Origin of the sequence: Curtobacterium sp. MCPF17_002 (assembly GCF_003234115.2) — a bacterium.
Lineage (GTDB): Bacteria > Actinomycetota > Actinomycetes > Actinomycetales > Microbacteriaceae > Curtobacterium.
Genome location: NZ_CP126251.1, coordinates 2,242,648 through 2,265,278, shown reverse-complemented (window position 1 = coordinate 2,265,278; position 22,631 = coordinate 2,242,648). Strand labels below are relative to the sequence as shown.

At 72.5% G+C, this 22,631-nt stretch carries 17 protein-coding genes and 1 tRNA gene; 10 read left to right on the top strand and 8 right to left on the bottom strand.

Features of this window, described 5'->3' with window-relative positions; all coding sequences use genetic code 11:
* Positions 1-17 precede the first annotated feature (17 nt).
* Positions 18-743, bottom strand: a complete 726-nt coding sequence (locus DEJ28_RS10575; protein WP_111114743.1) for a PspA/IM30 family protein — start codon at positions 741-743, stop codon at positions 18-20.
* Positions 744-835: 92 nt separating this feature from the next.
* Positions 836-2,677, bottom strand: coding sequence for a TPM domain-containing protein (locus DEJ28_RS10570; protein WP_284180739.1), 1,842 nt, complete (start codon positions 2,675-2,677; stop codon positions 836-838).
* Positions 2,678-2,963: 286 nt separating this feature from the next.
* Between DEJ28_RS10570 and DEJ28_RS10565 the strand changes: the two genes are divergently transcribed.
* Positions 2,964-3,167 (top strand): hypothetical protein, encoded by a 204-nt coding sequence (locus tag DEJ28_RS10565; RefSeq protein ID WP_181433633.1) that lies wholly within the window; start codon positions 2,964-2,966, stop codon positions 3,165-3,167.
* Positions 3,168-3,240: 73 nt separating this feature from the next.
* Positions 3,241-3,867, top strand: a complete 627-nt coding sequence (locus tag DEJ28_RS10560) for a 4'-phosphopantetheinyl transferase family protein (RefSeq protein ID WP_111114741.1) — start codon at positions 3,241-3,243, stop codon at positions 3,865-3,867.
* On the opposite strand, the gene map is transcribed toward DEJ28_RS10560, so the two are convergent.
* On the bottom strand, positions 3,851-4,618 hold the full coding sequence (gene map / locus DEJ28_RS10555) for a type I methionyl aminopeptidase (RefSeq protein WP_111114740.1): 768 nt from the start codon (positions 4,616-4,618) through the stop codon (positions 3,851-3,853). The genes DEJ28_RS10560 and map overlap by 17 nt on opposite strands.
* A gap of 59 nt (positions 4,619-4,677) precedes the next feature.
* On the opposite strand from map, the gene DEJ28_RS10550 reads away from it, so the two are divergent.
* Positions 4,678-4,947 (top strand): helix-turn-helix domain-containing protein, encoded by a 270-nt coding sequence (locus DEJ28_RS10550; RefSeq protein ID WP_111114739.1) that lies wholly within the window; start codon positions 4,678-4,680, stop codon positions 4,945-4,947.
* A 25-nt stretch (positions 4,948-4,972) separates the two neighbouring features.
* On the opposite strand, the gene DEJ28_RS10545 is transcribed toward DEJ28_RS10550, so the two are convergent.
* From DEJ28_RS10545 to DEJ28_RS10525, 5 genes are all read right to left on the bottom strand, one after another.
* Positions 4,973-6,358 (bottom strand): M1 family metallopeptidase, encoded by a 1,386-nt coding sequence (locus tag DEJ28_RS10545; RefSeq protein WP_258367955.1) that lies wholly within the window; start codon positions 6,356-6,358, stop codon positions 4,973-4,975.
* 8 nt (positions 6,359-6,366) lie between these two features.
* The gene (locus DEJ28_RS10540) at positions 6,367-10,326 is read right to left on the bottom strand and encodes a Pls/PosA family non-ribosomal peptide synthetase (protein ID WP_111114738.1); all 3,960 of its coding nucleotides are present in this window, start codon (positions 10,324-10,326) and stop codon (positions 6,367-6,369) included.
* 41 nt (positions 10,327-10,367) lie between these two features.
* Positions 10,368-11,483: a Gfo/Idh/MocA family protein gene (locus DEJ28_RS10535; RefSeq protein WP_258367954.1), complete on the bottom strand. Its 1,116-nt coding sequence runs from the start codon at positions 11,481-11,483 to the stop codon at positions 10,368-10,370.
* Positions 11,484-11,699: 216 nt separating this feature from the next.
* Positions 11,700-11,771: transfer RNA gene (locus DEJ28_RS10530), tRNA-Arg, on the bottom strand.
* A gap of 124 nt (positions 11,772-11,895) precedes the next feature.
* Positions 11,896-12,471: a hypothetical protein gene (locus DEJ28_RS10525; RefSeq protein ID WP_111114737.1), complete on the bottom strand. Its 576-nt coding sequence runs from the start codon at positions 12,469-12,471 to the stop codon at positions 11,896-11,898.
* 108 nt (positions 12,472-12,579) lie between these two features.
* Here DEJ28_RS10525 and argS point away from each other — a divergent pair, with 108 nt between their 5' ends.
* The 7 genes from argS (at position 12,580) to rho (ending at position 22,630) form a co-directional block, all read left to right on the top strand.
* Entirely contained in the window at positions 12,580-14,202 is a 1,623-nt protein-coding gene (argS, locus tag DEJ28_RS10520) for an arginine--tRNA ligase (protein WP_502866955.1), read from the top strand.
* Positions 14,203-14,411: 209 nt separating this feature from the next.
* The gene (locus DEJ28_RS10515; RefSeq protein WP_181433632.1) at positions 14,412-15,167 is read left to right on the top strand and encodes an LmeA family phospholipid-binding protein; all 756 of its coding nucleotides are present in this window, start codon (positions 14,412-14,414) and stop codon (positions 15,165-15,167) included.
* Positions 15,168-15,225: 58 nt separating this feature from the next.
* Positions 15,226-16,653, top strand: a complete 1,428-nt coding sequence (lysA, locus tag DEJ28_RS10510) for a diaminopimelate decarboxylase (RefSeq protein ID WP_111114735.1) — start codon at positions 15,226-15,228, stop codon at positions 16,651-16,653.
* A 47-nt stretch (positions 16,654-16,700) separates the two neighbouring features.
* A complete protein-coding gene (locus tag DEJ28_RS10505) occupies positions 16,701-18,008 on the top strand; it encodes a homoserine dehydrogenase (RefSeq protein ID WP_111114734.1) in 1,308 nt (435 codons plus the stop codon).
* A gap of 55 nt (positions 18,009-18,063) precedes the next feature.
* A complete protein-coding gene (gene thrC / locus DEJ28_RS10500) occupies positions 18,064-19,143 on the top strand; it encodes a threonine synthase (protein ID WP_111114733.1) in 1,080 nt (359 codons plus the stop codon).
* On the top strand, positions 19,140-20,132 hold the full coding sequence (gene thrB / locus DEJ28_RS10495) for a homoserine kinase (RefSeq protein WP_111114732.1): 993 nt from the start codon (positions 19,140-19,142) through the stop codon (positions 20,130-20,132). Before thrC ends, thrB begins: the two co-directional genes overlap by 4 nt.
* Positions 20,133-20,293: 161 nt before the next feature.
* On the top strand, positions 20,294-22,630 hold the full coding sequence (gene rho, locus DEJ28_RS10490; protein ID WP_111114731.1) for a transcription termination factor Rho: 2,337 nt from the start codon (positions 20,294-20,296) through the stop codon (positions 22,628-22,630).
* The last annotated feature ends 1 nt before the right edge of the window (position 22,631 follow it).

The following is a 22,631-nucleotide window of genomic DNA, read 5'->3' as shown; positions in this document are numbered from 1 at the left end:
CGCCGTCAGGGGGAGCGTCAGAGGCTCGACGAGCCGCCGGACTTCAGCGCTGCGAGACGTGCCTCGACCTCGGCGTCCTTGCCGACGTCGTCGAGGCTCTCGAACTGGGCGTCGAGGCTCGAGGACTGCAGCTCCTGCTGCCCGAGGACCTTCGCCTCCTCGCGACGGACCTTCTCCTCGAAGCGGCCGAGGTCGCTCGTCGGGTCGAGCACGTCGATGTTGCCGAGCGCGTCGTTGACCTTGGACTGGGCCTCCGCCGTCTTGGCGCGTGCGACGAGGTTGTTCCGCTTCGCGCGGAGCTCCTCGAGCTTCTGCTCCATGCCGGCGAGCCCGGTCTTGAGCTTCTCGACGGCCTCGTTCTGCGAGGCCAGGTTCGGCTCGGCGTCCTTGACCTCTTGCTCGGCGGCGATCTGCTTGCCGATGGCGATCTTGGCGAGGTTGTCGAACTTGTCGGCGTCGGCGCTCTTGCCCTCGGCGCGGTACTTGTCGGCGGCGGTGGAGGCGTTGGCGGCCTTCTGTCCCCACTCGACGGCGGCGCGCTTGTCCTCTTCGTGGTCCTGCTCGAGCAGCCGCACGTTGCCGATCGTCTGGGCGATGGCGGTCTTCGCGTCGGCGATGTTGTTCGTGTAGTCCCGCACGAGCTGGTCGAGCATCTTCTGCGGGTCTTCGGCGTCGTCGATGAGCTGGTTGATGTTCGCCCGGACGAGGGTCGAGATGCGACCGAAGATCGTCTGCTTTGCCATGGCTGTTCCCTTTCCTGGGGATCTGGTTCCTGGGGATGTGGTTGGTGCTGGTGTCGTCGTCGCTCGTGGAGCTGGTGGTGGTCGTCGTGGTGTCAGAACCGGCCGCCGCCGGAGAAGCCGCCGCCTCCGCCGCGACCGCCGAGCAGGCCGCCGAGGACGATGCCGGTGACGAGACCGCCGAGCTGCGCGCCGTTGCCGTTGCCGCCGCCGAAGCCGCCTCCGCCGCCCCACCCGCCGAGGTCGTCGTTCGCGGCGTCCATCGCGGCTGCGGCGTACTGCTCGGCAGCGCGTGCGGCCTGCAGCGCCTGGCCGGGGTCGGTCGTGGCGAGCTGGACGGCGTCGTCGAGCGCCCGTTCGGCCTCGGAGAGCCGGGTCCGAGCAGTGGGGCCGACCCCGCCGCGGTGCAGCGAGATGAAGTCGCGCGCCTGGCTGATCCGGTTCCGGGCGTCACGGAGGGCGTCGTCGAGGGCCCGTGCCGCGCGACGCTGCTGTTCCTCGGCACCCCGGGCAGCGGCGATCGCCTGGTCGATCTCGGTGTTGGCGCGGGTCAGCGCGTCGACGGCGGCGATCGGGTCCTTCGGGTCGAGTCCCTGGCGCAGGACGGTCTCGGCGCGGGTGACGGCCGCCGCGAGCTCGGGACCGCCGACGGTGAGGGTCCGGGCCGCCGCGACGTCGCCCTCGATGTCGATCCGCATGGCCTCGGCGCGTGCCGTTGCCTCGGCGAAGGTGCGCTCGGCGGCGCTGGCGCTCGACGTGAGCTGCTGCACCTGGGCGAGGGCGTGCTGGGCATCGCGCACGGCGACGACGGCCTCGCCCTTGTCGCCCGCGGCGATGGCGGCGGTGGCTGCCCGGGACCGCTCAGTGGCGTACGCGAGGACCTGCTGCGCCTGGTCGACGCTGTCGGCGACCGTGGCGAGGGTCCGGCCGGTGTACGCGCCACGGACCCGCTCGAGCGCGGCACCGGCTGCACTGAGGGACGCCGGTGCGGCGGCAACGGCCTGCGCGAGGGCGACGGCGGCTTCGTCGACGCCGTCCTCGAGCGACCGGAGCTGGTCGAACGACTCGGTCTGCTCCTCGATCGCGGCGTGCGCCTGTTCGCAGATCGCGATGATCTGGTTCGCCCAGTCGGCGCGCTGCTGCGGGGAATCGGGGATCTCGTCGTCGAGCTGCTGCTGGAACGTGAAGGCCTTGCGCACGGCCTTCTGGGCGGCGGCGACGGCGTCCGCGAAGGGCTGTGCCGCGTCGGCGCCGAACTGGGCCGTGGCGAAGCCGACCTCTTGTTCGGCGGTCCGGAGTTCGTCGTCGATCGTGACGAGGGCACCCCCGGCGGTGCGCTCGAGGTCCGCGAGGGACGCCTCCTGCGCCCGGGTGGCGGCCGCGGTCCGACGCTTGTTGCGCCCGCGGATCACCAGGATGACGACGATCCCCGCGACGACGATCACGAGCAGCAGGATCCAGAGCCAGGTGAGGTCCGGCGGTGCCTGGGTGTCCGCCAGTCCGTTCGCGAAGGCGAGGGCGGCGCCGGACCAGTCGCTCTGCTTGAGCGCGGGCAGCAGGTCGTCGTTCACCGCGCTCTGCACGTCGGACGCCGAGATGCTCGTCTCGTTCGTCTGCTGGACGTCGTAGTCGCGGTCGTCGACGGCGACCGACAGCAGGATGCCGTCGGTGTCGATCTGGTTCTGCTCCATCGTGGCGGCGCCCCACGCGGTGTGGTCCGACGGGTTCGAGAACGTGGGGACGAACACGACGAAGAGCTGGGTCTTCGTGTCGGAGTAGAGGTCCTGGACGGCGGACTCGATGCGGGACTGCTGCGCGGAGCTCAGCACGTTCGCCTCGTCGAGGACGTAGGCGCTGCCGAGGTCGACCGGCGCGGTCGCTCGGGCCGTCGCCGCGGGAGCGAGCACGATGAGCATCGCGAGGAGCGCCGCAGCCACGCGGCCGATCAGTCGCGGTGTCCCCCTGTTCGTGCTCGTCCTGCCCGTGTCCGATCCGCCTTGGACCGCTCGCATCCGTCCTCCGTCCGTCGCCGGTCCGCCGGTCCCGAGAAGCCTCGGAACCGCGCCCCGGAGCGCTGTTGCCCGGAGTCTATCCACGCCGCGCAGCGCGTCGGACAGACTGTGGGCGAACCCTCGTGGAACGCTGATCCTGTGCAGGCGTTGTCCCCCGTTCCGGGGTATGCTCAGGCACGCGTTCGACGACGAACGAGACAGGGGAACAGCAATGGAGCGAACAACCAGCACCGAGGTCGTCCCACTCGAGGACGGCTTCCACCGCGTGTCGACACCCGCGAGTGGCGTCATCGGGTTCGTGCGCGAGCACAACGGTCGGTACGAGGTGCTCCGCGGACGAGTCCGCCAGGCCACCCGGTCCGAAGGGCTCTACAGCACGATGAACGTCGCGCTCATCGCGCTCACGCACGCCTGAGCAGCATCCAGGCCTGAGCAGCATCCACGCCTGGGCAGCATCCACGCCTGACGGTCGACCGTAGGCTCACCCCGTGAGTCTCCCGCGCCTCCCGCACGTCGTCCTGACGCTCGCCCCGACGGGCCCGTCACGGGATGACGACCGGGAGGCGCTCCTCACGGCCGTCGCATCGGCCCACGCCGCCCCGCGATCGGCCGTACGCGCGGGGCGCGTCTGTGCGCACTGCGGCGGGACCGGTCACGGCCGTCCCTGGGCCGAGGTGGACGGCTCCGCCGTCGGCGTGGGCCTCGCCCGCACGCCCGGCGTCCTCGCCCTGGTGGTCGCGCCGGAGTCCGTCGGGGTCGACGTCGAACGGGTCTCCCGGGTCGCTGCGGCGCCGCTCGACGCGTTCACCGCGGCCGAACGGGAGCGTGCAGCCGGTGACGTCCGTTCCCTCGCCGCCTGCTGGGCCGCGAAGGAGGCCGTGCTCAAGCGCGACGGTCGTGGGCTCCGGGTCGATCCGTCGTCGGTCGACGTGGACGTGCACCGGAGCGTCGCCGTGTTCGAGGGCGTCGAGCACCCGCTGACACTGCTGTTCCCGGAGGCGCACCCGGACAGGCACCCGGTCGCGAACCCGGACGCAGCCCCGGACCTCGTCGTCGCCGTCGCTGCCGGTGGTCTCCCCGTCGTCGTGCAGAACCGGCTCAGCGCGGGAGCGTGAGCACCTCTGCACCGTCCTCGGTGATGGCGATGGTGTGCTCGGTGTGCGCCGTCCGGGCCCCGGTGGCGCTGCGGAGCGTCCACCCGTCGGGGTCGGTCACCAGCACGTCGGTGTCCGCCATCACCCACGGCTCGAGCGCGAGCAGGAGTCCGGGGCGGAGCGTGTAGCCGCGGCCGGGCCGTCCGGTGTTCGACACGTGCGGGTCCTGGTGCATCGTCGACCCGATCCCGTGGCCGCCGAACTCGGTGTTGACGGGGTAGCCAACGTCGCCGAGGACCGTGCCGATCGCGTGCGAGAGGTCCCCGATGCGTGCTCCGGGGCCGGCGGCCGCGATGCCCGCGGCGAGGGCGCGTTCGGTCGCGTCGATGAGCGCGGTGTCGGCGGGGTCCGGTGTGCCGACGACGAAGCTGATCGCCGCGTCCGCCGCGATGCCGTCGAGGGAGACGGCGAGGTCGAGGGTCAGGAGGTCACCGTCGGCCAGTACCCGGTCGTGGGGGAGTCCGTGCAGGACGGCGTCGTTCACGGCCGTGCAGATGTGGTGCCCGAACGGCCCGCGGCCGAAGGACGGCGCGTAGTCGACGTAGCAGGAGTCCGCCCCGGCGTCCTCGATCATGGCCTTCGCCCAGCGGTCGATGTCGAGCAGGTTCGAGCCGACGCGCGTGCGGTCCCGGAGGGTCTGCAGGATCGTGCCGACGAGGGCTCCGGTGGCGCGGGCACGGTCGACCTCGGCCGGGGTGAGGATCTCGATCATGGGATGACCATACCGGTATTTTCAGCCCGGTACTGTTCGACCGGTATTAGTATGGGGGCATGGTCCGACTCCCGCTCCGCCCCGACGAGGTCGCCCGTGGTCGTCGCCTCGGTGCCCTGCTCCGCCGTGCGCGCGGTACCCGGTCGATGCTCGACACGGCACTCGCGGCGGGGATCTCGCCCGAGACGCTGCGGAAGATCGAGACCGGCCGCATCGCGACCCCGGCCTTCTCGACGATCGCGTCCGTGGCCGGTGTCATCGGGTTGTCGCTCGACGCCGTGTGGGCCGAGGTCAGCTGCGAGCCGGACCTGGCCGAGACCGCCGTCTGACGACGACGCGAAGCCGCGACGACCCTCAGTCGCCATCGACGAGCGCGGGCACGCCCGTCTCGTCGATCCAGGGCCCCGTCAGCGCCCGGACGGCCTCGACGGACGTGCCGGCGGCGCCCGCGAACGCGTCGAGCACGTCCTCCGGCGCCACCGAGCCGTGCCGGTGCCGCTCCGTGATGGTCCGGAGCCCCCGGAAGAACGCGTCGTCGCCGATCGTCCGCCGCACCGCGTGCAGGGCGAGGGCACCGCGCTTGTAGACCCGGTCGTCGAACATGTCCGCCGCGCCGGGGTCGCCGACCACCAGGTCCTGCGGTTGCTCGAGCAGTCCCTCCCGGTACGCGGCGGCGAGTGCGTCCGCGGACTCGGCGCCGCGGTGCTCCGACCACAGCCACTCGGCGTAGCAGGCGAAGCCCTCGTGCAGCCAGATGTCCCGCCACCGTGCGAGGGTGACCGAGTTGCCGAACCACTGGTGGGCGAGTTCGTGCGCGATGAGCCGGTCGGTGCCGTGTTCGCCGTCGACGTGGTTCCGCCCGAACACCGCCAGACCGTGGGCCTCGAGCGGGATCTCCAGGTCGTCGTCGGTGACCACGACGCCGTACGTCGGGAACGGGTACGGGCCGAACCGGTCGGCGTAGAGCGCGAGCATGTCCGGCACCCGGCCGAAGTCCGTCTTCGCGGCGCCCGCGAGGTCGGCGGGGTGGTGCAGCGTGACGGGGACGTCCGAGCCGCGCAGCTGCACGGTCCGGTAGCGGCCGATCTGCACCGTCGCCAGGTAGGTCGCCATCGGGTCCGTCGTGGCGAAGGTCCACGTCGTCCCGCCGCGGGCACGCTCCGTGCCGAGCAGGTCACCGTTCGCCAGGACGTCGTACCCGGCCTCGGCGGTGATCTCGAACCGGTAGGTCGCCTTGTCGTCCGGCCGGTCGTTGCAGGGGAACCACGACGGCGCCCCGGTCGGCTGGGCGGCGACGATGACGCCGTCGGTCAGCTCCTCCCACCCGATCTGACCCCACGGGCTGCGGAGCGGGTGCGGCGTGCCGCGGTACTTCACGTGCACGCTGAACTCGGTGCCGGCGGTGATCGGCGCGGCCGGGGTCACGGTCAGCTTGTGCGTCGCGGTCGTGGTCTTCTTCGCGCGCTTCCCGTCGACGTCGACGCGGTCCACGGTGAGGCCGTGCAGGTCGAGCACGATGCGGTCGAGGTCCTCGCTCGCCCGGCCGGTGACGGTGGCGGTGCCGTCGAGGCGGTTCGTCGCCACGCGGTACTCGAGGCGGAGGTCGTAGTGCAGGGCGCTCCACCGCCGGTCGCCGCTGTGCGGGGTGTACGGGTCGGCGTCTGCGCCCGTCGGCGCGGGCTTCGTCGGCACGGGCTTGGTCGGCACGGGATTCGGCGGCACGGTCTTCGTCGGGGTCACGGTGCCGGTCAGTCTGCCACGGTGCCGCCGCCACCGGTCCAGGGAGCGATGGGGTTCCCGGCCCAACGGGTCCCGCCGGGCACCTGCTCGCCACGCATCACGAGCGAGGCCGGTCCGACGGTCGCCCCGGAGCCGATCCCGGCCGCGGGCAGCACCACGCTGTGCGGGCCGAGTGTCGCCCCGGCGTCCAGGGTGACGGTGTCGAGCTGCATCACCCGGTCGTGGAACAGGTGCGTCTGCACGACCGTCCCGCGGGCCACGGATGCTCCGGCGCCGATCGTCACGAGGTCGGCCTCGGGCAGCCAGTAGGTCTCGAGCCAGGTGCCGCGGCCGATCGTCGCCCCGAGGCTCCGCAGCCAGGCGGCGAGTGCCGGGGTGCCGGTGGCCTGCTCGGCGAACCACGGTCGTGCCACGGTCTCGACGAAGGTGTCCTGCACCTCGTTGCGCCACACGAACGACGACCAGAGCGGGTGCTCCCGTGCGGCGATGCGACCGACGAACACCCACTTCGCCAGCGTCGACACGAGGGCGGCCACGGCCCCGGCGACGATGAGCACCGGACCGGCGAGCAGGACGGTCCAGCCGATGCCGACGGCGGTCCACAGCGCGAGCAGCGTCCCGACGACCCCGAGCGCGATCGCGGCGGAGACCATCGGGGCGACGAGCCGGAGCAGCTCCCAGCAGCCCCGGGCCACCCGGAGACGCCGCGGCGGGCGGAAGGTGCGCTCCTCGTCGAACGCCGCGGTTGCGCGACGGAGGCGGACCGGGGGCGACCCGAGCCACGACGAGCCGCGCTTGGCCTTCTTCGGCACGGCGGACAGGACGGCGACCAGGGCCTCGCGCGGTACCGAGCGTCCGGCGCCCGTCATGCCGCTGTTGCCGAGGAACGCCCGCCGCCCGACCTTCGACCGGCCGATCCGCACCCGGCCACCGCCGAGCTCGTAGGTGGCGACCATGGTGTCGTCGGCGAGGAACGCCCCCGACGCGATCTGGGTCAGCGCCGGGATGAGCAGGACCGTCGAGATCTCGGTGTTGCGTCCCACCCGCGCACCGAGCAGGCGCAGCCACAGCGGCGTCACGAGCGAGGCGTACAGCGGGAACAGCAGCGTGCGTGCGGCGTCGAGCACCCGCTCGGTCGACCACACCTGCCAGCCGATCCGGGAGCGCACCGGGTGCCGGCCCTCGTGCAGGCCGAGTCCGAGCAACCGGACGGCCGCGACGACGAGACCGGCGTAGACGATCCCGGCCACCACCGTCCCGAGCGGCACCCACACGAGTGCGCCGAGGACCGCGGCCCCGAGCGACGGGGACGGACCGACCAACGCCCACACGAGCGCCACCCCGGCGGCGACACCGATCACCGGCAACCCGGCCACGGCCAGGGAGCCGGCCCCGTAGGCCAGCAGCCACCGACGTCGCGGGGTGGGGCGTGCCTCCCGGCCGTGTCTCGCCGACCCGACGCGTCCCGCAGGCGAGCCCGCCCAGCGCTCCCCGTCGGGGACCCGGCCGGTGACGGCCGAACCGGCCTCGACCTCGGCGCCCACGCCGACGTGCGCGCCGGGCAGCAGCGTCGTCCGGCTGTGCACCACGGCGTCCGCGTCCACCCGGACGTGCCCGAGCCGGAAGACGTCACCGTCCAGCCAGTGCCCGACCAGGTCCACCTCGGGCTCGATCGACGCACGCCCACCGATCGTCAGCATCCCGGTCACCGGCGGCAGCGTGTGCAGGTCGACGTCCGCGCCGATCCGCGCGCCGAGGGCCCGCGCGTAGTAGCTGATCCACGGGGCGCCCGCAGTCGAGGGGCCGTCGACCGCCTCGGCGATCCGCTCCGCGAGCCACACCCGCACGTGCACCGAACCACCACGGGGGTGGTCCCCGGGACGGACCCCGGCGAGCAGGAGCCGCGCGAGCACGACCGTCACCGCCATCTTCCCGACCGGCGTCACGAAGAGCAGCAGCGCGAGCACCAGCACCGGCCACGGCAGCACCGGCAGGAAGGGCAGGGTCGTCGCGTGCAGCACCGCCGCCACGAGCGCGGTCCAGCTGAGCACCCGCAGCCCCCGGAGGACCTGCACCGGCACCCCGAGGAGCGTCAGCACCAGCCCCGTCGCCGGCGGCACGGGACGCACGTCACGGGGGACCGAGACCACCGGCCCGGAGTCGTCGAGCGCATCGGCCAGCGCCCCGATCCGCGGGTGGTCGTAGACATCCGCGACCGTCGTGCGCGGGAACCGCTCCCGGATGGCCGACACCAGCTGCGCCGCCGTGAGCGACCCACCGCCGTGCGCGAAGAAGTCGTCGTCGACCCCCGTCACCGGCACCCCGAGGATCGCCGACCACCGCTCCGCGATCCACGCCACGGTGTCCGGCAGCAGGACCGTGTCCGGGGAACCCGACCCGGACCCGGACCCCGACCCGGATCCCGACCCCGACCCCGACCCGGGCAACGGCCACGGCAGCGCTGCGCGGTCCACCTTCCCCGACGTCCGGGTCGGCAGGGAGTCCACGACGGCGAGCAGCGGCACGAGCGCAGCCGGCAGCTCCGAACGCAGCCGGGCCCGCGCGGCGGACACGTCGACCGATCCACCCGCCACCGGGGCCACGTACCCGACGAGCACCTGGTTGCCCGCCGGCGTCCGCTGCACCACAGCGGCCCCACCCGCGACACCGTCGAGCGCCTGCAGGGCCGCGTCGATCTCCCCGAGCTCGATCCGCCGTCCCCCGAGCTTCACCTGGTCGTCCGCACGACCCTGGAACACCAGCCCCTCGGTGTCGTACCGCACCAGGTCGCCGCTCCGGTACGCCCGAGCCCACCCGAGCTCCGGGAACGGCGCGTACTTCTCGGCGTCCTTCGCCGGGTCCAGGTACCGACCGAGCCCCACCCCGCCGATCACCAACTCGCCGACGGCGCCCGGCTCCACCCGCTGACCCGCCGCGTCCACCACCGCCAGGTCCCAGCCGTCGAGCGGCAGACCGATCCGGATCGGCGTGCTCCCGTCGAGGAGCGCCCCGCACGCCACCACGGTCGCCTCGGTCGGCCCGTACGTGTTCCACACCTCCCGGTCACGCGACGCCATCCGCGCCGCCAACTCCGGCGGACACGCCTCGCCGCCGAAGATCACCAGTCGCACCTGCTCCAACGCGTCGTCCGGCCACAGCGCCGCGAGGGTCGGCACCGTCGACACCACCGTGATCCCGTGCGCGATGAGCCACGGCCCGAGGTCCACCCCCGTTCGCACCAACGACCGCGGCGCCGGCACGAGACACGCACCGTGCCCCCACGCCAGCCACATCTCCTCGCACGATGCGTCGAACGCCACGCTCAGCCCGGCCAACACCCGGTCGCCCGGGCCGATCGGCGCGCGCTGCAGGAACATCCGCGCCTCCGCGTCGACGAACGCCGCCGCGGAACGGTGCGTCACCGCCACGCCCTTCGGGACACCCGTCGACCCCGAGGTGAAGATGATCCACGCGTCGTCGTCCAGGGTCGGGGGAGCGGCGCTCGCCGCCGGGTCGACGACCGGCGACGGCTCGGCGTCCGGTGCACCCGATGTCCGGAGCACCCCGCCGGAACCGGGCGTGGTGCCGGGTCCGACCACGCCGACGACGGCGGCCTCGCCGAACACCAGCGTCGCGCGCTCCTCCGGGTCGTCCGCGTCCACCGGCACGTAGGCGGCCCCCGTGGCGAGCACCGCGAGGATCGCCACCGACAGGTCACGCCCGCCGGAGGGGATCCGCACGCCGACCCGGTCCCCGCGCCGGACGCCGCGACGCGCGAGGTCGTCGGCCTGCTCGTGCACCAGACGCAGCAGGGCCGCGTAGTCGAGGGCGCCGGCCGGGTCCTCGAGCGCGAGGGCGTCCGGGTGCGCGGCGGCGGTGGCGGTGAGGACGTCGAGCAGGGTGCGGGGCGAGGGTGCGCGCTCGCCGCGGGCGAGTTCCAGCTGGGGGTGCCCGGTGGCGGTGGTCATCGAGTCCTCTTCCCGGCCGGGTGGTCGACCGGCCCGTGATCCTAGGGGGTCGACGTGTCGCGTCCGGAAACGGGAAGTGACGGGCCGGCGGCACCGGCACCGGCGGCACCGCCACCGCCACCGGCGCCGGCGGTACCGCGGCCGGTCCCCAGCGCCGACCGCGCCGCGTCCAGTGCCGCCGCCACCCCGATCGAGTCGTCGAGCGAGTGCAGGGGCGACTCCGTCCGGCCGTCCGCCACGTACCGGGCGAGCGCGGCCGCCTGCCAGACCAGGCCCTCCCGCCCGTGCAGTCCGGTGGGTTCCGTCCAGGCGTCGACGTCCGACCCGTGGTGCACCGCGAACGACGCCGGGAACACGAAGTGGTCGGTGTACCGCACGGTGGCCCGGCTGCCCGCGATGACCGCCAGGCCCGGTGTCCACGCCGTCATCGACGTGGTCACCACGGACTGCGCGCCGCCCTCCGCCGTCGACACGGTGACGGACTGGAGGTCCACCCCACCGTCCGAGACCGCCCCCGTCGTGCTGCTGGTCACCGGGGCGCCGGTGGCGAACCGTGCGAACCAGTGCCCGTACACACCGGCGTCGAGGAGCGCACCGCCGCCGGCGGCGGCGTCGAACATCCGGTCGGCGGGGTCGGGGTCGTGCGGCCAGCCGACGTCGACGGTCGCGAGCCGGACGTCACCGAGCACGCCGTCGGCGAGCAGGCGGTGGACGACGGTGGTGCCGGGCAGGTAGCGGGTCCACATCGCCTCCATGGCGAGGACCCCGGCTTCCCGTGCGGCTTCCGCGAGGGTGCGGGTGTCGGCGGCCGAGGTCGTCATCGGCTTCTCGACGAGCACGTGCTTCCCGGCGGCGATCGCGAGCAGCGCGTGGCCGAGGTGCTGCGGGTGCGGGGAGGCGACGTAGACGACGTCGACGGCCGGGTCGGCGACGAGGGCCTCGTACGAGCCGTGCACGCCCGGGATGCCGTGGCGGGCGGCGAAGGCGGCGGCACGCTCAGGGGAGCGGGATCCGACGGCGACGACGCGCTGGTCGGAGTTCGCGTGGAGGGTCGTCGTGAAGTCGTTCGCGATCTCGCCCGGACCGATCACGCCCCACCCGAGCACGGGCCCGCCTCGCAGTGCTTCGACCTCAACCCGCGGAAACACCATCGTCATGCCCTGAACGTATCGGCACAGCGCGACCGCGGTTTCGACGGCTCACGGGAACCGGCCCCGGAGGGAAAGTCGGCGAAGCCGACATCAAGCGGCGCGTCCTGAGCGAAGCCGGCGAGGGCCGTTCCGGGCCGAACCACGGGGAACGGTCGGCGAAGCCGACATCGAGCGGCGCGTCCTGAGCGAAGCGAAGAACACGCCTTGCTCGGGTATTTCCTGTGCCCCCAGGAGGATTCGAACCTCCGCCCCTGCCTCCGGAGGGCAGTGCTCTATCCCCTGAGCTATGGGGGCCCTGGGTGCATCAACCGTAGCAGGTCCGTGACCCTCGCCAGGACACGCTGTGTGCCTCGCCGCGTGTCGGACGGGAGGCCCGTGGCGGCGCCGCCACGCGCCTCCAGTCAGGTGGTCGGTCGCGTCAGCCGGCCGGTGTCGCGGACGCGTTCGGCTGCACGACGCCCCGGACCGCGTCGATGACCGGCTGCGCTCCGCCGGGCTCGGAGAAGAGGGGTGAGGAGGCGGTGATCCAGTAGGGATCGGCGAACGCGTCGGCGCGGCCGACGCCGTCGGCGAGCGAGAAGTACCCCTCGACACGGTAGGTGGGGACGGATCCGCCCCGCTCGTAGAGGGCGTCCTTGAGGTTCGTGAGCGACTTCTCAGGCAGGTCCGCGACGGCCAGGGTGATGGTCGTCGCGGCGTCGTCGGTGGCCGCCCACCGGCAGACGCGGCCCCGCTGCTCGGCGATCCGGGCCGCCGGCGATCCCTTCTCGGGCGCGTAGTCGCGGTCGATCGCGAAGGTCTTGCCGTAGACGTCCAGCGACCCGGAGGGCAGGAGTTCCCCGCAGGTCTCGCTGACCTTCTTGCCGACCGGCGCCGCGGAGGCGCTGGGGCTCGCGCCGTCGCCGCCACCGCCGGTGCACGCCACGAGGGCGACGGACGCGGACACGGTGAGCAGGGCGGCGCCGATCGTCCGGACGCGGCTGCGGGTGGTCATCCCGACATGATGGTGCACGGGCCGGGGAGGACCGTGGGCGTCCCGGTAGACTCGACCCTCGTGACTCCTGCCGAACTCTCCGCCGCGTACCTGTCGATCCTGACCGGCATCGTCGAGCGACGAGGTGCCTCCGACACCGTGACGATCGACGAGTCCCACGTGGTCCTCGAGCGTCCGAAGAACCGGGCGCACGGCGACTGGGCGTCGAACGCGGCCATGCAGCTCGCGAAGCGCCTCGGCACGAACCCGCGCGAGCTCGCGACCGAGATCGCCGGCGAGCTGACCGAGCTCGACGGCGTGGACACGGTCGACGTCGCCGGTCCCGGCTTCATCAACATCACACTCGAGGCGGCCGCCGCCGGCGAGATCGCCCGCACGATCGTCGAGTCGGGCTCGGCCTTCGGCGACGGCGACCTGTACGACGGCGTCCGGATCAACCTCGAGTTCGTGTCCGCGAACCCGACCGGTCCGATCCACATGGGCGGCGTGCGCTGGGCCGCGGTGGGCGACAGCCTCGCCCGGGTGTTCCAGGCGCAGGGCGCGATGGTCACCCGCGAGTACTACTTCAACGACCACGGCGCGCAGATCGACCGGTTCGCCCGCTCGCTCGTCGCGAGCGCCCTCGGCGAGCCCACGCCAGAGGACGGCTACGGCGGCGCGTACATCGCGGAGATCGCGGCGCGGGTCATCGCCACGCTCGAGCCCGGCACCGACGTCCGCGACCTGCCGCGCGACGAGGCGCAGGAGGTCTTCCGTCGCGAGGGCGTCGACTTCATGTTCGCCGACATCAAGTCGTCGCTGCACGACTTCGGCGTCGACTTCGACGTGTACTTCCACGAGAACGCCCTGCACGAGTCGAAGGCCGTCGAGCGCGCCATCGGCCGGCTGCGCGAGAACGGCCACATGTTCGAGGCCGAGGGCGCCCAGTGGCTCCGCACCACCGACTTCGGCGACGACCGCGACCGCGTCGTGATCAAGTCCGACGGTGAGCCGGCCTACATCGCCGGCGACCTGGCGTACTACCTCGACAAGCGCGAGCGCGGGTTCGACCGGAACCTCATCATGCTCGGCGCCGACCACCACGGCTACGTCGGCCGGATGATGGCGATGTGCGCGGCGTTCGGCGACGAGCCCGGCAAGAACCTCGAGATCCTCATCGGGCAGATGGTCAACCTGCTCAAGGACGGCGAGCCGATGCGCATGTCGAAGCGCGCGGGCACGATCGTCACGATGGAGGACCTCGTCGACGCGGTGGGCGTGGACGCGGGCCGGTACTCCCTCGTCCGGTTCGCGAGCGACACCGCGATCGACATCGACCTCGACCTGCTCGTGAAGCGCACGAACGACAACCCCGTCTTCTACGTGCAGTACGCCCACGCCCGCACGCAGTCCGTTGCCCGGAATGCCGCGACCGCCGGTGTCGACCGGTCGGTCTTCGACGCCTCGCTCCTGACGCACGACACCGAGGGCGCGCTGCTCGGTGCCCTGGCCGAGTACCCGCGCGTGGTGCGCCACGCGGCGGAGCTCCGCGAGCCGCACCGCATCGCGCGCTACATCGAGCAGCTGGCCGGGCTCTACCACCGCTGGTACGACTCCTGCCGCGTGACGCCCCTCGGCGACGAGGCCGTGACGGACCTGCACCGCACGCGTCTCTGGCTGAACGACGCCACCGGCCAGGTCGTCCGCAACGGGCTGGGGCTGCTCGGCGTCACCGCGCCGGAGCGCATGTAGCCGGTCGGGTCCTTCGAGTCCTCAGTCCCCGTCGTGGCGGGGACATCGCACCCCCGCACGAACATCGCGCCCCGTCACACCGGGGCGCGATGTTCGTACGGGGGTGCAACCCGACAGCAGGGCAGGCCCCGCACCCCCCGCAGCGCACCCGCCGGGCGCACCCCGCGCCTCCAGGCTCGCTGCCGGGAGACCCTGGCAAGGTGGGACGCATGTCCGTCGCCACCGAGACCCCCCGGAAGCGCCGCCGCTGGCCCGTCGTCCTCATCGTCGTCGTGGTCCTGCTGGCCGCGATCGCGGTCATCGCCGAGTTCGTCCTGCGTGGCGTCGTCGACCGCATGATCGCCCAGCAGGTGGAGCAGTCGCTGCCGGACGGGGCGACGGGGAAGGTCGACGCGCACGCGAAGGGGATCGTCATCCCGCAGCTCATCGGCGGGAAGCTCGACGACGTCGAGATCTCGTCGGCGAAGCTCACGATCGACGGGGTCCCGCTCGCCGCCGACGTCACGGCCCACGACGTCCCGATCGACGGCAAGGGCGACGTCCGCGACGTCGACGGCAACGTCACGCTGGCGTCGTCGAGCGTCAAGGACCTGGCGAAGTACAGCCCGCTGTTCGACCGGCTCAGCCTGGCCGACGGCGGCGTCGAGCTGTCCGGCAAGACCGCGGTGCTCGGCTACGACATCACCTACGCGGCCAAGGGCGCGGTCGTCGCGCAGGACGACGGCAAGGGCATCACGATCACCCCGAAGACGGTGCGGATCACGAACTCGGCCCTCGGCCTCAAGGTGGACTCCATCCCGGGCGTCACGAACGTGCCGGTCCAGGTCTGCACCGCGCAGTTCCTGCCGTCGCAGCTCCGGGTGCGCTCCCTCGACATCACCTCGTCCGAGGCGTCGGTGCGGGTCACGGCCGACTCGCTGCCGCTCAACGAGCAGGGACTCCAGACGGTGGGCAAGTGCGGTTGACGTCCGGGTCGCGTAACGCGGCCTGGAGGCGCGGCTCGGCTCGGTAGGATCGGGTCCCGTGAGCGAGAACCCCCTTGCCCCGCAGCGCCTGCGGTTCCCGACGGACCCGTCCGCGCTCGAGGCGCGCATCTGGCCCGCGTCCGCGACGCGCACCGACGACGGCGAACTCGCCGTCGGCGGGCTGACCGCCTCCGACCTGGTGGCGCGGTTCGGCTCCCCGCTGTACGTGGTGGACGAGCGCGACGTGCAGTCGCGTGCGGTCCGCGTGCGGAACGCCTTCTCCGAGGCCTTCGAGCGCATCGGCACCCGGGCGCACGTCTACTACGCGGCCAAGGCCTTCCTGACGACGCACGTCGCCGGCTGGATGACCGACGCCGACCTGCGTCTCGACGTGTGCACCGCCGGCGAGCTCGCGGTGTCGCTGGCCGGGGGAGCGGACCCGGCGATGCTCGGGTTCCACGGCAACGACAAGTCCGACGCCGAGATCGCCCGTGCGGTCGAGGTGGGCGTGGGCACGATCGTCCTCGACAGCCACGAAGAGGTCCAGCGCGTCGCACGCGCCGCGGCCGACGCCGGTGTCGTGCAGCGGGTGCGGATCCGGATCAACACCGGGGTGCACGCGTCGACGCACGAGTACCTCGCCACCGCTCGTGAGGACCAGAAGTTCGGCATCCCCCTGTCCGAGGCGGTCGACGCCGCCGAGGCCGTGCGCGCGCAGCCGTCCCTGGCGTTCGTCGGGCTGCACTCGCACATCGGCTCGCAGATCTTCGACGAGTCCGGCTTCCGCGAAGCGGCCCGTCGGCTGATGGACGTGCACGCCACGCTCGTGGCGTCCGGGCCGGTGCCGGAGCTCAACCTCGGCGGCGGCTGGGGCATCGACTACACCGAGGCGGACTCCGCCTTCGCGCCGGAGGACGTCGCCGACGCGCTCGCCACGATCGTGGCCGAGGCCTGCGCCGAACGGGGCATCCCGGTGCCGGAGATCGCGGTGGAGCCGGGGCGGTACATCGTCGGTCCGCCCGGGATCACGCTCTACCGGGTCGGCACGATCAAGCCCGTGACGCTGTCCGACGACGTGTCGGGCATCCCCGGCGTGTCCGCCACCCGCACCTACGTCTCCGTCGACGGCGGGATGAGCGACAACATCCGTCCGGCGCTGTACGGCGCCGACTACACGGCCCGGCTCGCCCGCACGTCGGACGCCCCGGCCGTGCTCACCCGGGTCGTCGGGAAGCACTGCGAGAGCGGGGACGTCGTGGTCAACGACGAGTACCTGCCCGGCGACGTGCACCGCGGTGACCTGCTCGCCGTCGCCGCCACGGGTGCGTACTGCTGGAGCCTCGCGAGCAACTACAACCACATGGGCCGCCCGCCCGTCGTCGCGGTCGCCGACGGCGCAGCCCGTATCCTCGTGCGGGGCGAGTCGATCGACGACCTCCTCGCCCGCGACACCGGGGTCGCGCCCGCGCCCAGCGCCGGCCGGTGACCCCCGACCCGACAGGGCCGACCCCTACCGACAGGAACCCCTCCCAGATGATCGAATACCGCAACGTCCGCGTCGCGTTGCTCGGAGCCGGCTCGGTCGGTTCCCAGGTCGCGCGGCTGCTCCTCGAACACGGTGACGAGCTGGCCTCACGCGCCGGTGCGGGCCTCGAGCTCGTCGGGATCGCCGTCCGCGACGTCGATGCCCCGCGTGACGTGGACCTGCCGAAGGAACTCTTCACGACGGACGCGGAATCCCTCATCCTCGGCGCGGACATCGTCGTCGAGCTGATCGGCGGCATCGAGCCCGCGCGCACCCTGGTGCTGCAGGCCGTGCAGTCCGGTGCCGACGTCGTGACCGGCAACAAGGCGCTCCTGGCGACGCACGGCCCGGAGCTCTTCGCCGCGGCGGAGCAGGTCGGCGCGCAGCTCTACTACGAGGCCGCCGTCGCCGGTGCGATCCCGATCATCCGCCCGCTGCACGACTCCCTCGCCGGCGACCGGATCATGCGCATCATGGGCATCGTCAACGGCACCACGAACTTCATCCTCGACCTCATGGACAGGGAGAACGCGACCTTCGAGGACGCCCTCGCCACCGCGACGGAGCTCGGGTACGCCGAGGCCGACCCGACCGCCGACATCGAGGGCTACGACGCCGCGCAGAAGGCCGCGATCCTGGCCTCGCTCGCGTTCCACACCTCGGTCCCGCTCGCCGCCGTCCACCGCGAGGGCATCACCTCCGTGACGATCGAGCAGGTCCGGGCCGCGCGGAAGGCCGGGTACGTCGTGAAGATCCTCGCGACCGCCGAGCGCCTGACCGACGAGCACGGCACCGAGGGCGTCAGCGCCCGCGTGTACCCGGCCCTCGTGCCCGAGTCGCACCCCCTCGCCAGCGTGCACGGTGCGAAGAACGCCGTGTTCGTCGAGGCCGAGGCCGCCGGCGACCTGATGTTCTACGGCGCCGGCGCCGGTGGCGTCGAGACCGCTTCGGCCGTCCTCGGCGACCTCGTCTCCGCCGCCCGCCGCCACGTCATCGGCGGCCCCGGCGTCGCCGAGTCGACGCAGGGCGCCCTGCCGGTCTTCCCGATCGGCACGGTCCGCACCCGCTACCAGATCACCCTCCACGTCGCGGACGCCCCCGGCGTGCTGTCGACCGTCGCGGGCGTCCTGGCCAAGCACGGGGTCAGCGTCGAGACCGTCGAGCAGACCGTCGCCACCGGTGCCGACGCCACGGCGACCCTGGTGATCGGCACGCACCTGGCGCGCGAGTCCGACCTCGCGAACACCGTGGTGGCGCTCCGCAACGAGGACGTCGTCGTCGAGATCACCAGCGTCCTGCGCGTCGTCGGCGCCTGAGCCGTCCGTCGCCAGCACACACACGAACTTCCGACCGAAGAAGAAGGGGAGCCTGATGGCCCACCAGTGGCAGGGAGTCCTGCGCGAGTACGCCGACCGACTCGACGTGACCGAAGCGACGCCCGTCGTCACGCTCGGTGAGGGCGGGACCCCGCTCATCCCGGCGCGACGCCTGTCCGAGCGGACCGGCGCCGAGGTCTACGTCAAGTTCGAGGGCATGAACCCGACCGGTTCGTTCAAGGACCGCGGCATGACGATGGCGATCTCGAAGGCCGTCGAGCACGGCGCGAAGGCCGTCATCTGCGCCTCGACCGGCAACACCAGTGCGTCCGCCGCCGCCTACGCCACCCACGCCGGCATCACCGCCGCGGTGCTCGTGCCCGAGGGCAAGATCGCCATGGGCAAGCTCAGCCAGGCCGTCGCCCACGACGCCCAGCTGCTGCAGGTGCAGGGCAACTTCGACGACTGCCTCGACATCGCGCGCGACCTCGCCGCGAACTACCCGGTGCACCTCGTGAACTCCGTCAACAACGACCGCATCGAGGGGCAGAAGACCGCCGCGTTCGAGGTCGTCGACGTGCTCGGCGACGCGCCGGACTTCCACTTCCTGCCGGTCGGCAACGCCGGCAACTACACGGCGTACTCCCGCGGCTACCGCGAGGACGTCGCCGCCGGCCGTTCGACGAAGCTCCCGCGCATGTTCGGCTTCCAGGCCGCGGGCTCGGCGCCGATCGTCCGTGGCGAGGTCGTGAAGAACCCGGACACGATCGCCTCGGCGATCCGCATCGGCAACCCGGCCTCGTGGCAGTTCGCCCTCGAGGCACGCGACGAGACCGACGGCTACTTCGGCGCGATCACCGACGAGGCGATCCTCGCCGCCCACCGCATCCTGTCGGCCGAGGTCGGCGTCTTCGTCGAGCCCGCGTCCGCGATCGGTGTCGCCGGGCTCCTCGAGCGTGCCGACGCCGGGATCGTACCGAAGGGCGCACGGGTCGTCATCACGGTGACGGGTCACGGCCTCAAGGACCCGCAGTGGGCCCTCCGCACGCAGGACGGCGGCGAGGTCGCCCCGACGCTCGTCCCCGTCGACACCAAGGCGGTCGCCGACGTGCTCGGACTGGTCGGCACCGCGTGAGCCAGGACCGCTCGTCCGGACCGGGGGAGGGCACGACCGCCCGCAACGCTGTACCGGCCGGACGGGCGGTCCGCGTTCGGGTACCGGCGACCTCGGCGAACCTCGGACCCGGTTTCGACTCGCTCGGTCTCGCCCTCTCGCTCTACGACGAGGTCGTGGTGCGGGTCCGTCCCGAGCCGGGTGCCACCGTCACGGTCGACGGTGTCGGCGCCGGTGAGGTCGCGACCGACGACTCGAACCTGGTCGTGCGCGCGGTCCGCCGTGGTCTCGAGCACGCCGGGGTCACGCAGCCCGGGCTCGACCTGCACGCCCGCAACGCCATCCCGCACGGCCGCGGGCTGGGGTCGTCGGCCGCGGCGATCGTCGCCGGCCTGATGGCGGCACGCGGTCTCCTCGAGGGCATCGTGGACCTCGAAGCCTCGACCCTCCTGACGCTCGCGACCGAGATGGAGGGACACCCCGACAACGTCGCACCCGCCCTCTTCGGTGGCCTGACCATCGCGTGGATGACCGCCGAGGGGCCCGCGTACAAGCGGCTCCTGGTGCACCGCGGTGTGTCGCCGGTGGTGTTCGTGCCGACGTCGACCCTCTCCACGAAGCTCGCGCGCTCCCTGCAGCCGGCGAGCGTCCCGCACGAGGACGCCGCCTTCAACGTCTCCCGCTCCGCGCTCCTCGTCGCCGCGCTCATCCAGAGTCCTGAGCTGCTCCTCGCCGCGACCGAGGACCGGCTCCACCAGGCGTACCGTGCGAGCGCGATGCCGGAGACGGACGCCCTCATCCGGCTGCTGCGGCAGCACGGTCTCGCGGCCGTCGTCTCCGGCGCGGGCCCGAGCCTGCTCGTCCTCGGCAGCGACCCCGCGCAGCGCCTCACCGCGGCCGACCTCGTCAGACGACACGGGGAATCCGACTGGCGGGCGCTCATGCTGGCCGTCGATCTCGGTGGTGCTACAGTGAACCCGCACTCGGCGCTCGAAGCCGAACCCGCGTAGGCACCAGGATCTTCCTCGCCACGCAGGGTCCGGTGCGCGGGGGCAATCTCTTTCTGATCACCGAATCCCGGTCCGTCGTCTGAACGACGGTCGATGCATACCCGTGCATCCGGGACGGTGGAAACTCTCCGCGTTCTGCGGTTCGAAAGGAAACACCCATCTTGACCAACAACGACTCCACCCAGGTGGAGATCCCCAGCGATCTGCGCGCCCTCCGTCTCCCGGAACTCCAGCGCATCGCCTCCTCCCTCGGCATCACCGGGCTCTCGAAGCTCCGCAAGGGTGACCTCATCGCCTCGATCGAGGACAAGCGCCCCGTGACGGACACCGCGCCCGCCGCCGAGGCCCAGGCCGCTGCAGTGCCCGCCGCTGCAGCACCCGCCGAGCAGCCGACCCTGCCGGAGCCCACCGAGGCGCCGGCCGCCGCCGCAGCACCCGCTGCCGCAGCACCCGTCACCGCAGCACCCACCGCCGAGGCTCCCGTCGCCGCAGCGGCCGAGACCGAGCAGGCCGCGCCGTCGCGTGCCCGTCGGTCCCGCCGTGCCTCGTCCGGCGGCACTGTGAACGCGGCGCCGACCTCGGCCGCCGAGCACACCAACCACGCCCAGACCGGCACCGAGGACCTCCTCGCCGGTCTCGACCAGGTCCGTGCCGAGAAGGACGCGCAGGAAGCCGCCCAGACCGGTGGCCAGCGTCGCGGGCGCGGCCAGCGCGGCTCCCAGGGTGCGAAGCAGGCCGACCAGCAGGCACAGCCCGACTCGCAGACCCAGCAGGCCCAGCAGGACCAGCAGGACCAGACCGCGCAGCAGGACGAGGCCGCGCAGCAGGACCGGGCGCCGCAGCAGGAGCGCCGTGGCCGCCGTGCCCAGCAGGCGCAGGGCGAGCCCTCCGTCGAGAGCGCAGCCGCCGGCGACGACGACGACCAGAACGACGAGAACGACCAGAACGGCGACAACGACCAGAACGGCGAGAACGGGTCGCGTCGCGGCCGTCGCAGCCGCGGTCGTGGCCGTGGGCGTGGCCAGAACGCCGAGAACGGCGAGCAGGGCGGCGACCAGAACGGTCAGCAGCAGAACGGCGGCCAGCAGAACGGCCAGCAGAACGCCGGCCAGCAGAACGCCAAGAACCAGGGCGAGCAGAAGCAGGCCCAGCAGCAGGACGACAAGTCCGAGCAGAAGCAGGGCCAGCAGAAGCAGCAGAACGGCCAGCAGAAGCAGGCCCAGCAGCAGCAGAACGCCGTCGACGAGACCGAGGGCGGCCGCAGCCGTCGTCAGCGTGACCGCAAGCGCGGCCGCGGCGGCCAGAACGACGAGTTCGAGCCCGAGGTCTACGAGGACGACGTCCTCATCCCGATCGCGGGCATCCTCGACGTCCTCGACAACTACGCCTTCGTCCGGACCACCGGCTACCTGCCGGGCCCGAACGACGTCTACGTCTCCCTCGGCCAGGTGAAGAAGTACCACCTCCGGAAGGGTGACGCCGTCGTCGGCGCGATCAAGCAGCCGCAGGACAACGAGCACCAGAGCCGTCAGAAGTACAACGCGCTCGTCAAGGTCGACTCGGTGAACGGGCAGACCGCCGACGAAGCCGCCGCACGCGTCGACTTCCAGGACCTCACGCCGCTGTACCCGAACGAGCGCCTCCGTCTCGAGACCGAGCCGGGCAAGCTCAGCACGCGGATCATCGACCTCGTGTCGCCGATCGGCAAGGGTCAGCGCGGGCTCATCGTGTCGCCGCCGAAGGCCGGCAAGACGGTCGTGCTCCAGGCCATCGCGAACGCGATCGCCAAGAACAACCCCGAGGCGCACCTCATGGTCGTCCTCGTCGACGAGCGGCCCGAAGAGGTCACCGACATGCAGCGCACGGTGAAGGGCGAGGTCATCGCCTCGACCTTCGACCGTCCCGCCGAGGACCACACCACGGTCGCCGAGCTCGCCATCGAGCGTGCGAAGCGCCTCGTCGAGCTGGGCCACGACGTGGTCCTGCTCCTCGACTCGATCACCCGTCTGGGCCGTGCGTACAACCTGGCGACGCCCCCTTCGGGTCGCGTGCTCTCCGGTGGCGTGGACTCCGCGGCGCTGTACCCGGCGAAGCGCTTCTTCGGCGCCGCGCGCAACATCGAGGACGGCGGTTCGCTGACCATCCTCGCGACGGCGCTCGTCGAGACCGGTTCGAAGATGGACGAGGTGATCTTCGAGGAGTTCAAGGGCACCGGCAACATGGAGCTCCGCCTCAACCGTCACCTGGCGGACAAGCGGATCTTCCCGGCCGTCGACGTCAACGCCTCCGGGACCCGTCGCGAGGAGCAGCTGCTCTCCGCCGACGAGGTCAAGATCACGTGGCGCCTGCGCCGTGCCCTCGCCGGGCTCGACCCGCAGCAGGCACTCGAGATCGTGCTGCGGAACCTCAAGGAGACGCAGTCGAACGTCGAGTTCCTGGTGCAGGTGCAGAAGTCGGTCCCGACGACCGGTGGCCACCACAACGGTCACCAGGAGTAAC

Excerpts from the sequence above, each read along its gene's own strand:
- DEJ28_RS10575 (WP_111114743.1), bottom strand. The coding sequence starts at position 743 with ATGGCAAAGCAGACGATCTTCGGTCGCATCTCGACCCTCGTCCGGGCG.
- DEJ28_RS10565 (WP_181433633.1), top strand. The coding sequence starts at position 2,964 with ATGGAGCGAACAACCAGCACCGAGGTCGTCCCACTCGAGGACGGCTTC.
- map (WP_111114740.1), bottom strand. The coding sequence starts at position 4,618 with ATGATCGAGATCCTCACCCCGGCCGAGGTCGACCGTGCCCGCGCCACC.
- DEJ28_RS10550 (WP_111114739.1), top strand. The coding sequence starts at position 4,678 with ATGGTCCGACTCCCGCTCCGCCCCGACGAGGTCGCCCGTGGTCGTCGC.
- DEJ28_RS10540 (WP_111114738.1), bottom strand. The coding sequence starts at position 10,326 with ATGACCACCGCCACCGGGCACCCCCAGCTGGAACTCGCCCGCGGCGAG.
- DEJ28_RS10535 (WP_258367954.1), bottom strand. The coding sequence starts at position 11,483 with ATGACGATGGTGTTTCCGCGGGTTGAGGTCGAAGCACTGCGAGGCGGG.
- DEJ28_RS10525 (WP_111114737.1), bottom strand. The coding sequence starts at position 12,471 with ATGACCACCCGCAGCCGCGTCCGGACGATCGGCGCCGCCCTGCTCACC.
- DEJ28_RS10515 (WP_181433632.1), top strand. The coding sequence starts at position 14,412 with ATGTCCGTCGCCACCGAGACCCCCCGGAAGCGCCGCCGCTGGCCCGTC.
- DEJ28_RS10505 (WP_111114734.1), top strand. The coding sequence starts at position 16,701 with ATGATCGAATACCGCAACGTCCGCGTCGCGTTGCTCGGAGCCGGCTCG.
- thrC (WP_111114733.1), top strand. The coding sequence starts at position 18,064 with ATGGCCCACCAGTGGCAGGGAGTCCTGCGCGAGTACGCCGACCGACTC.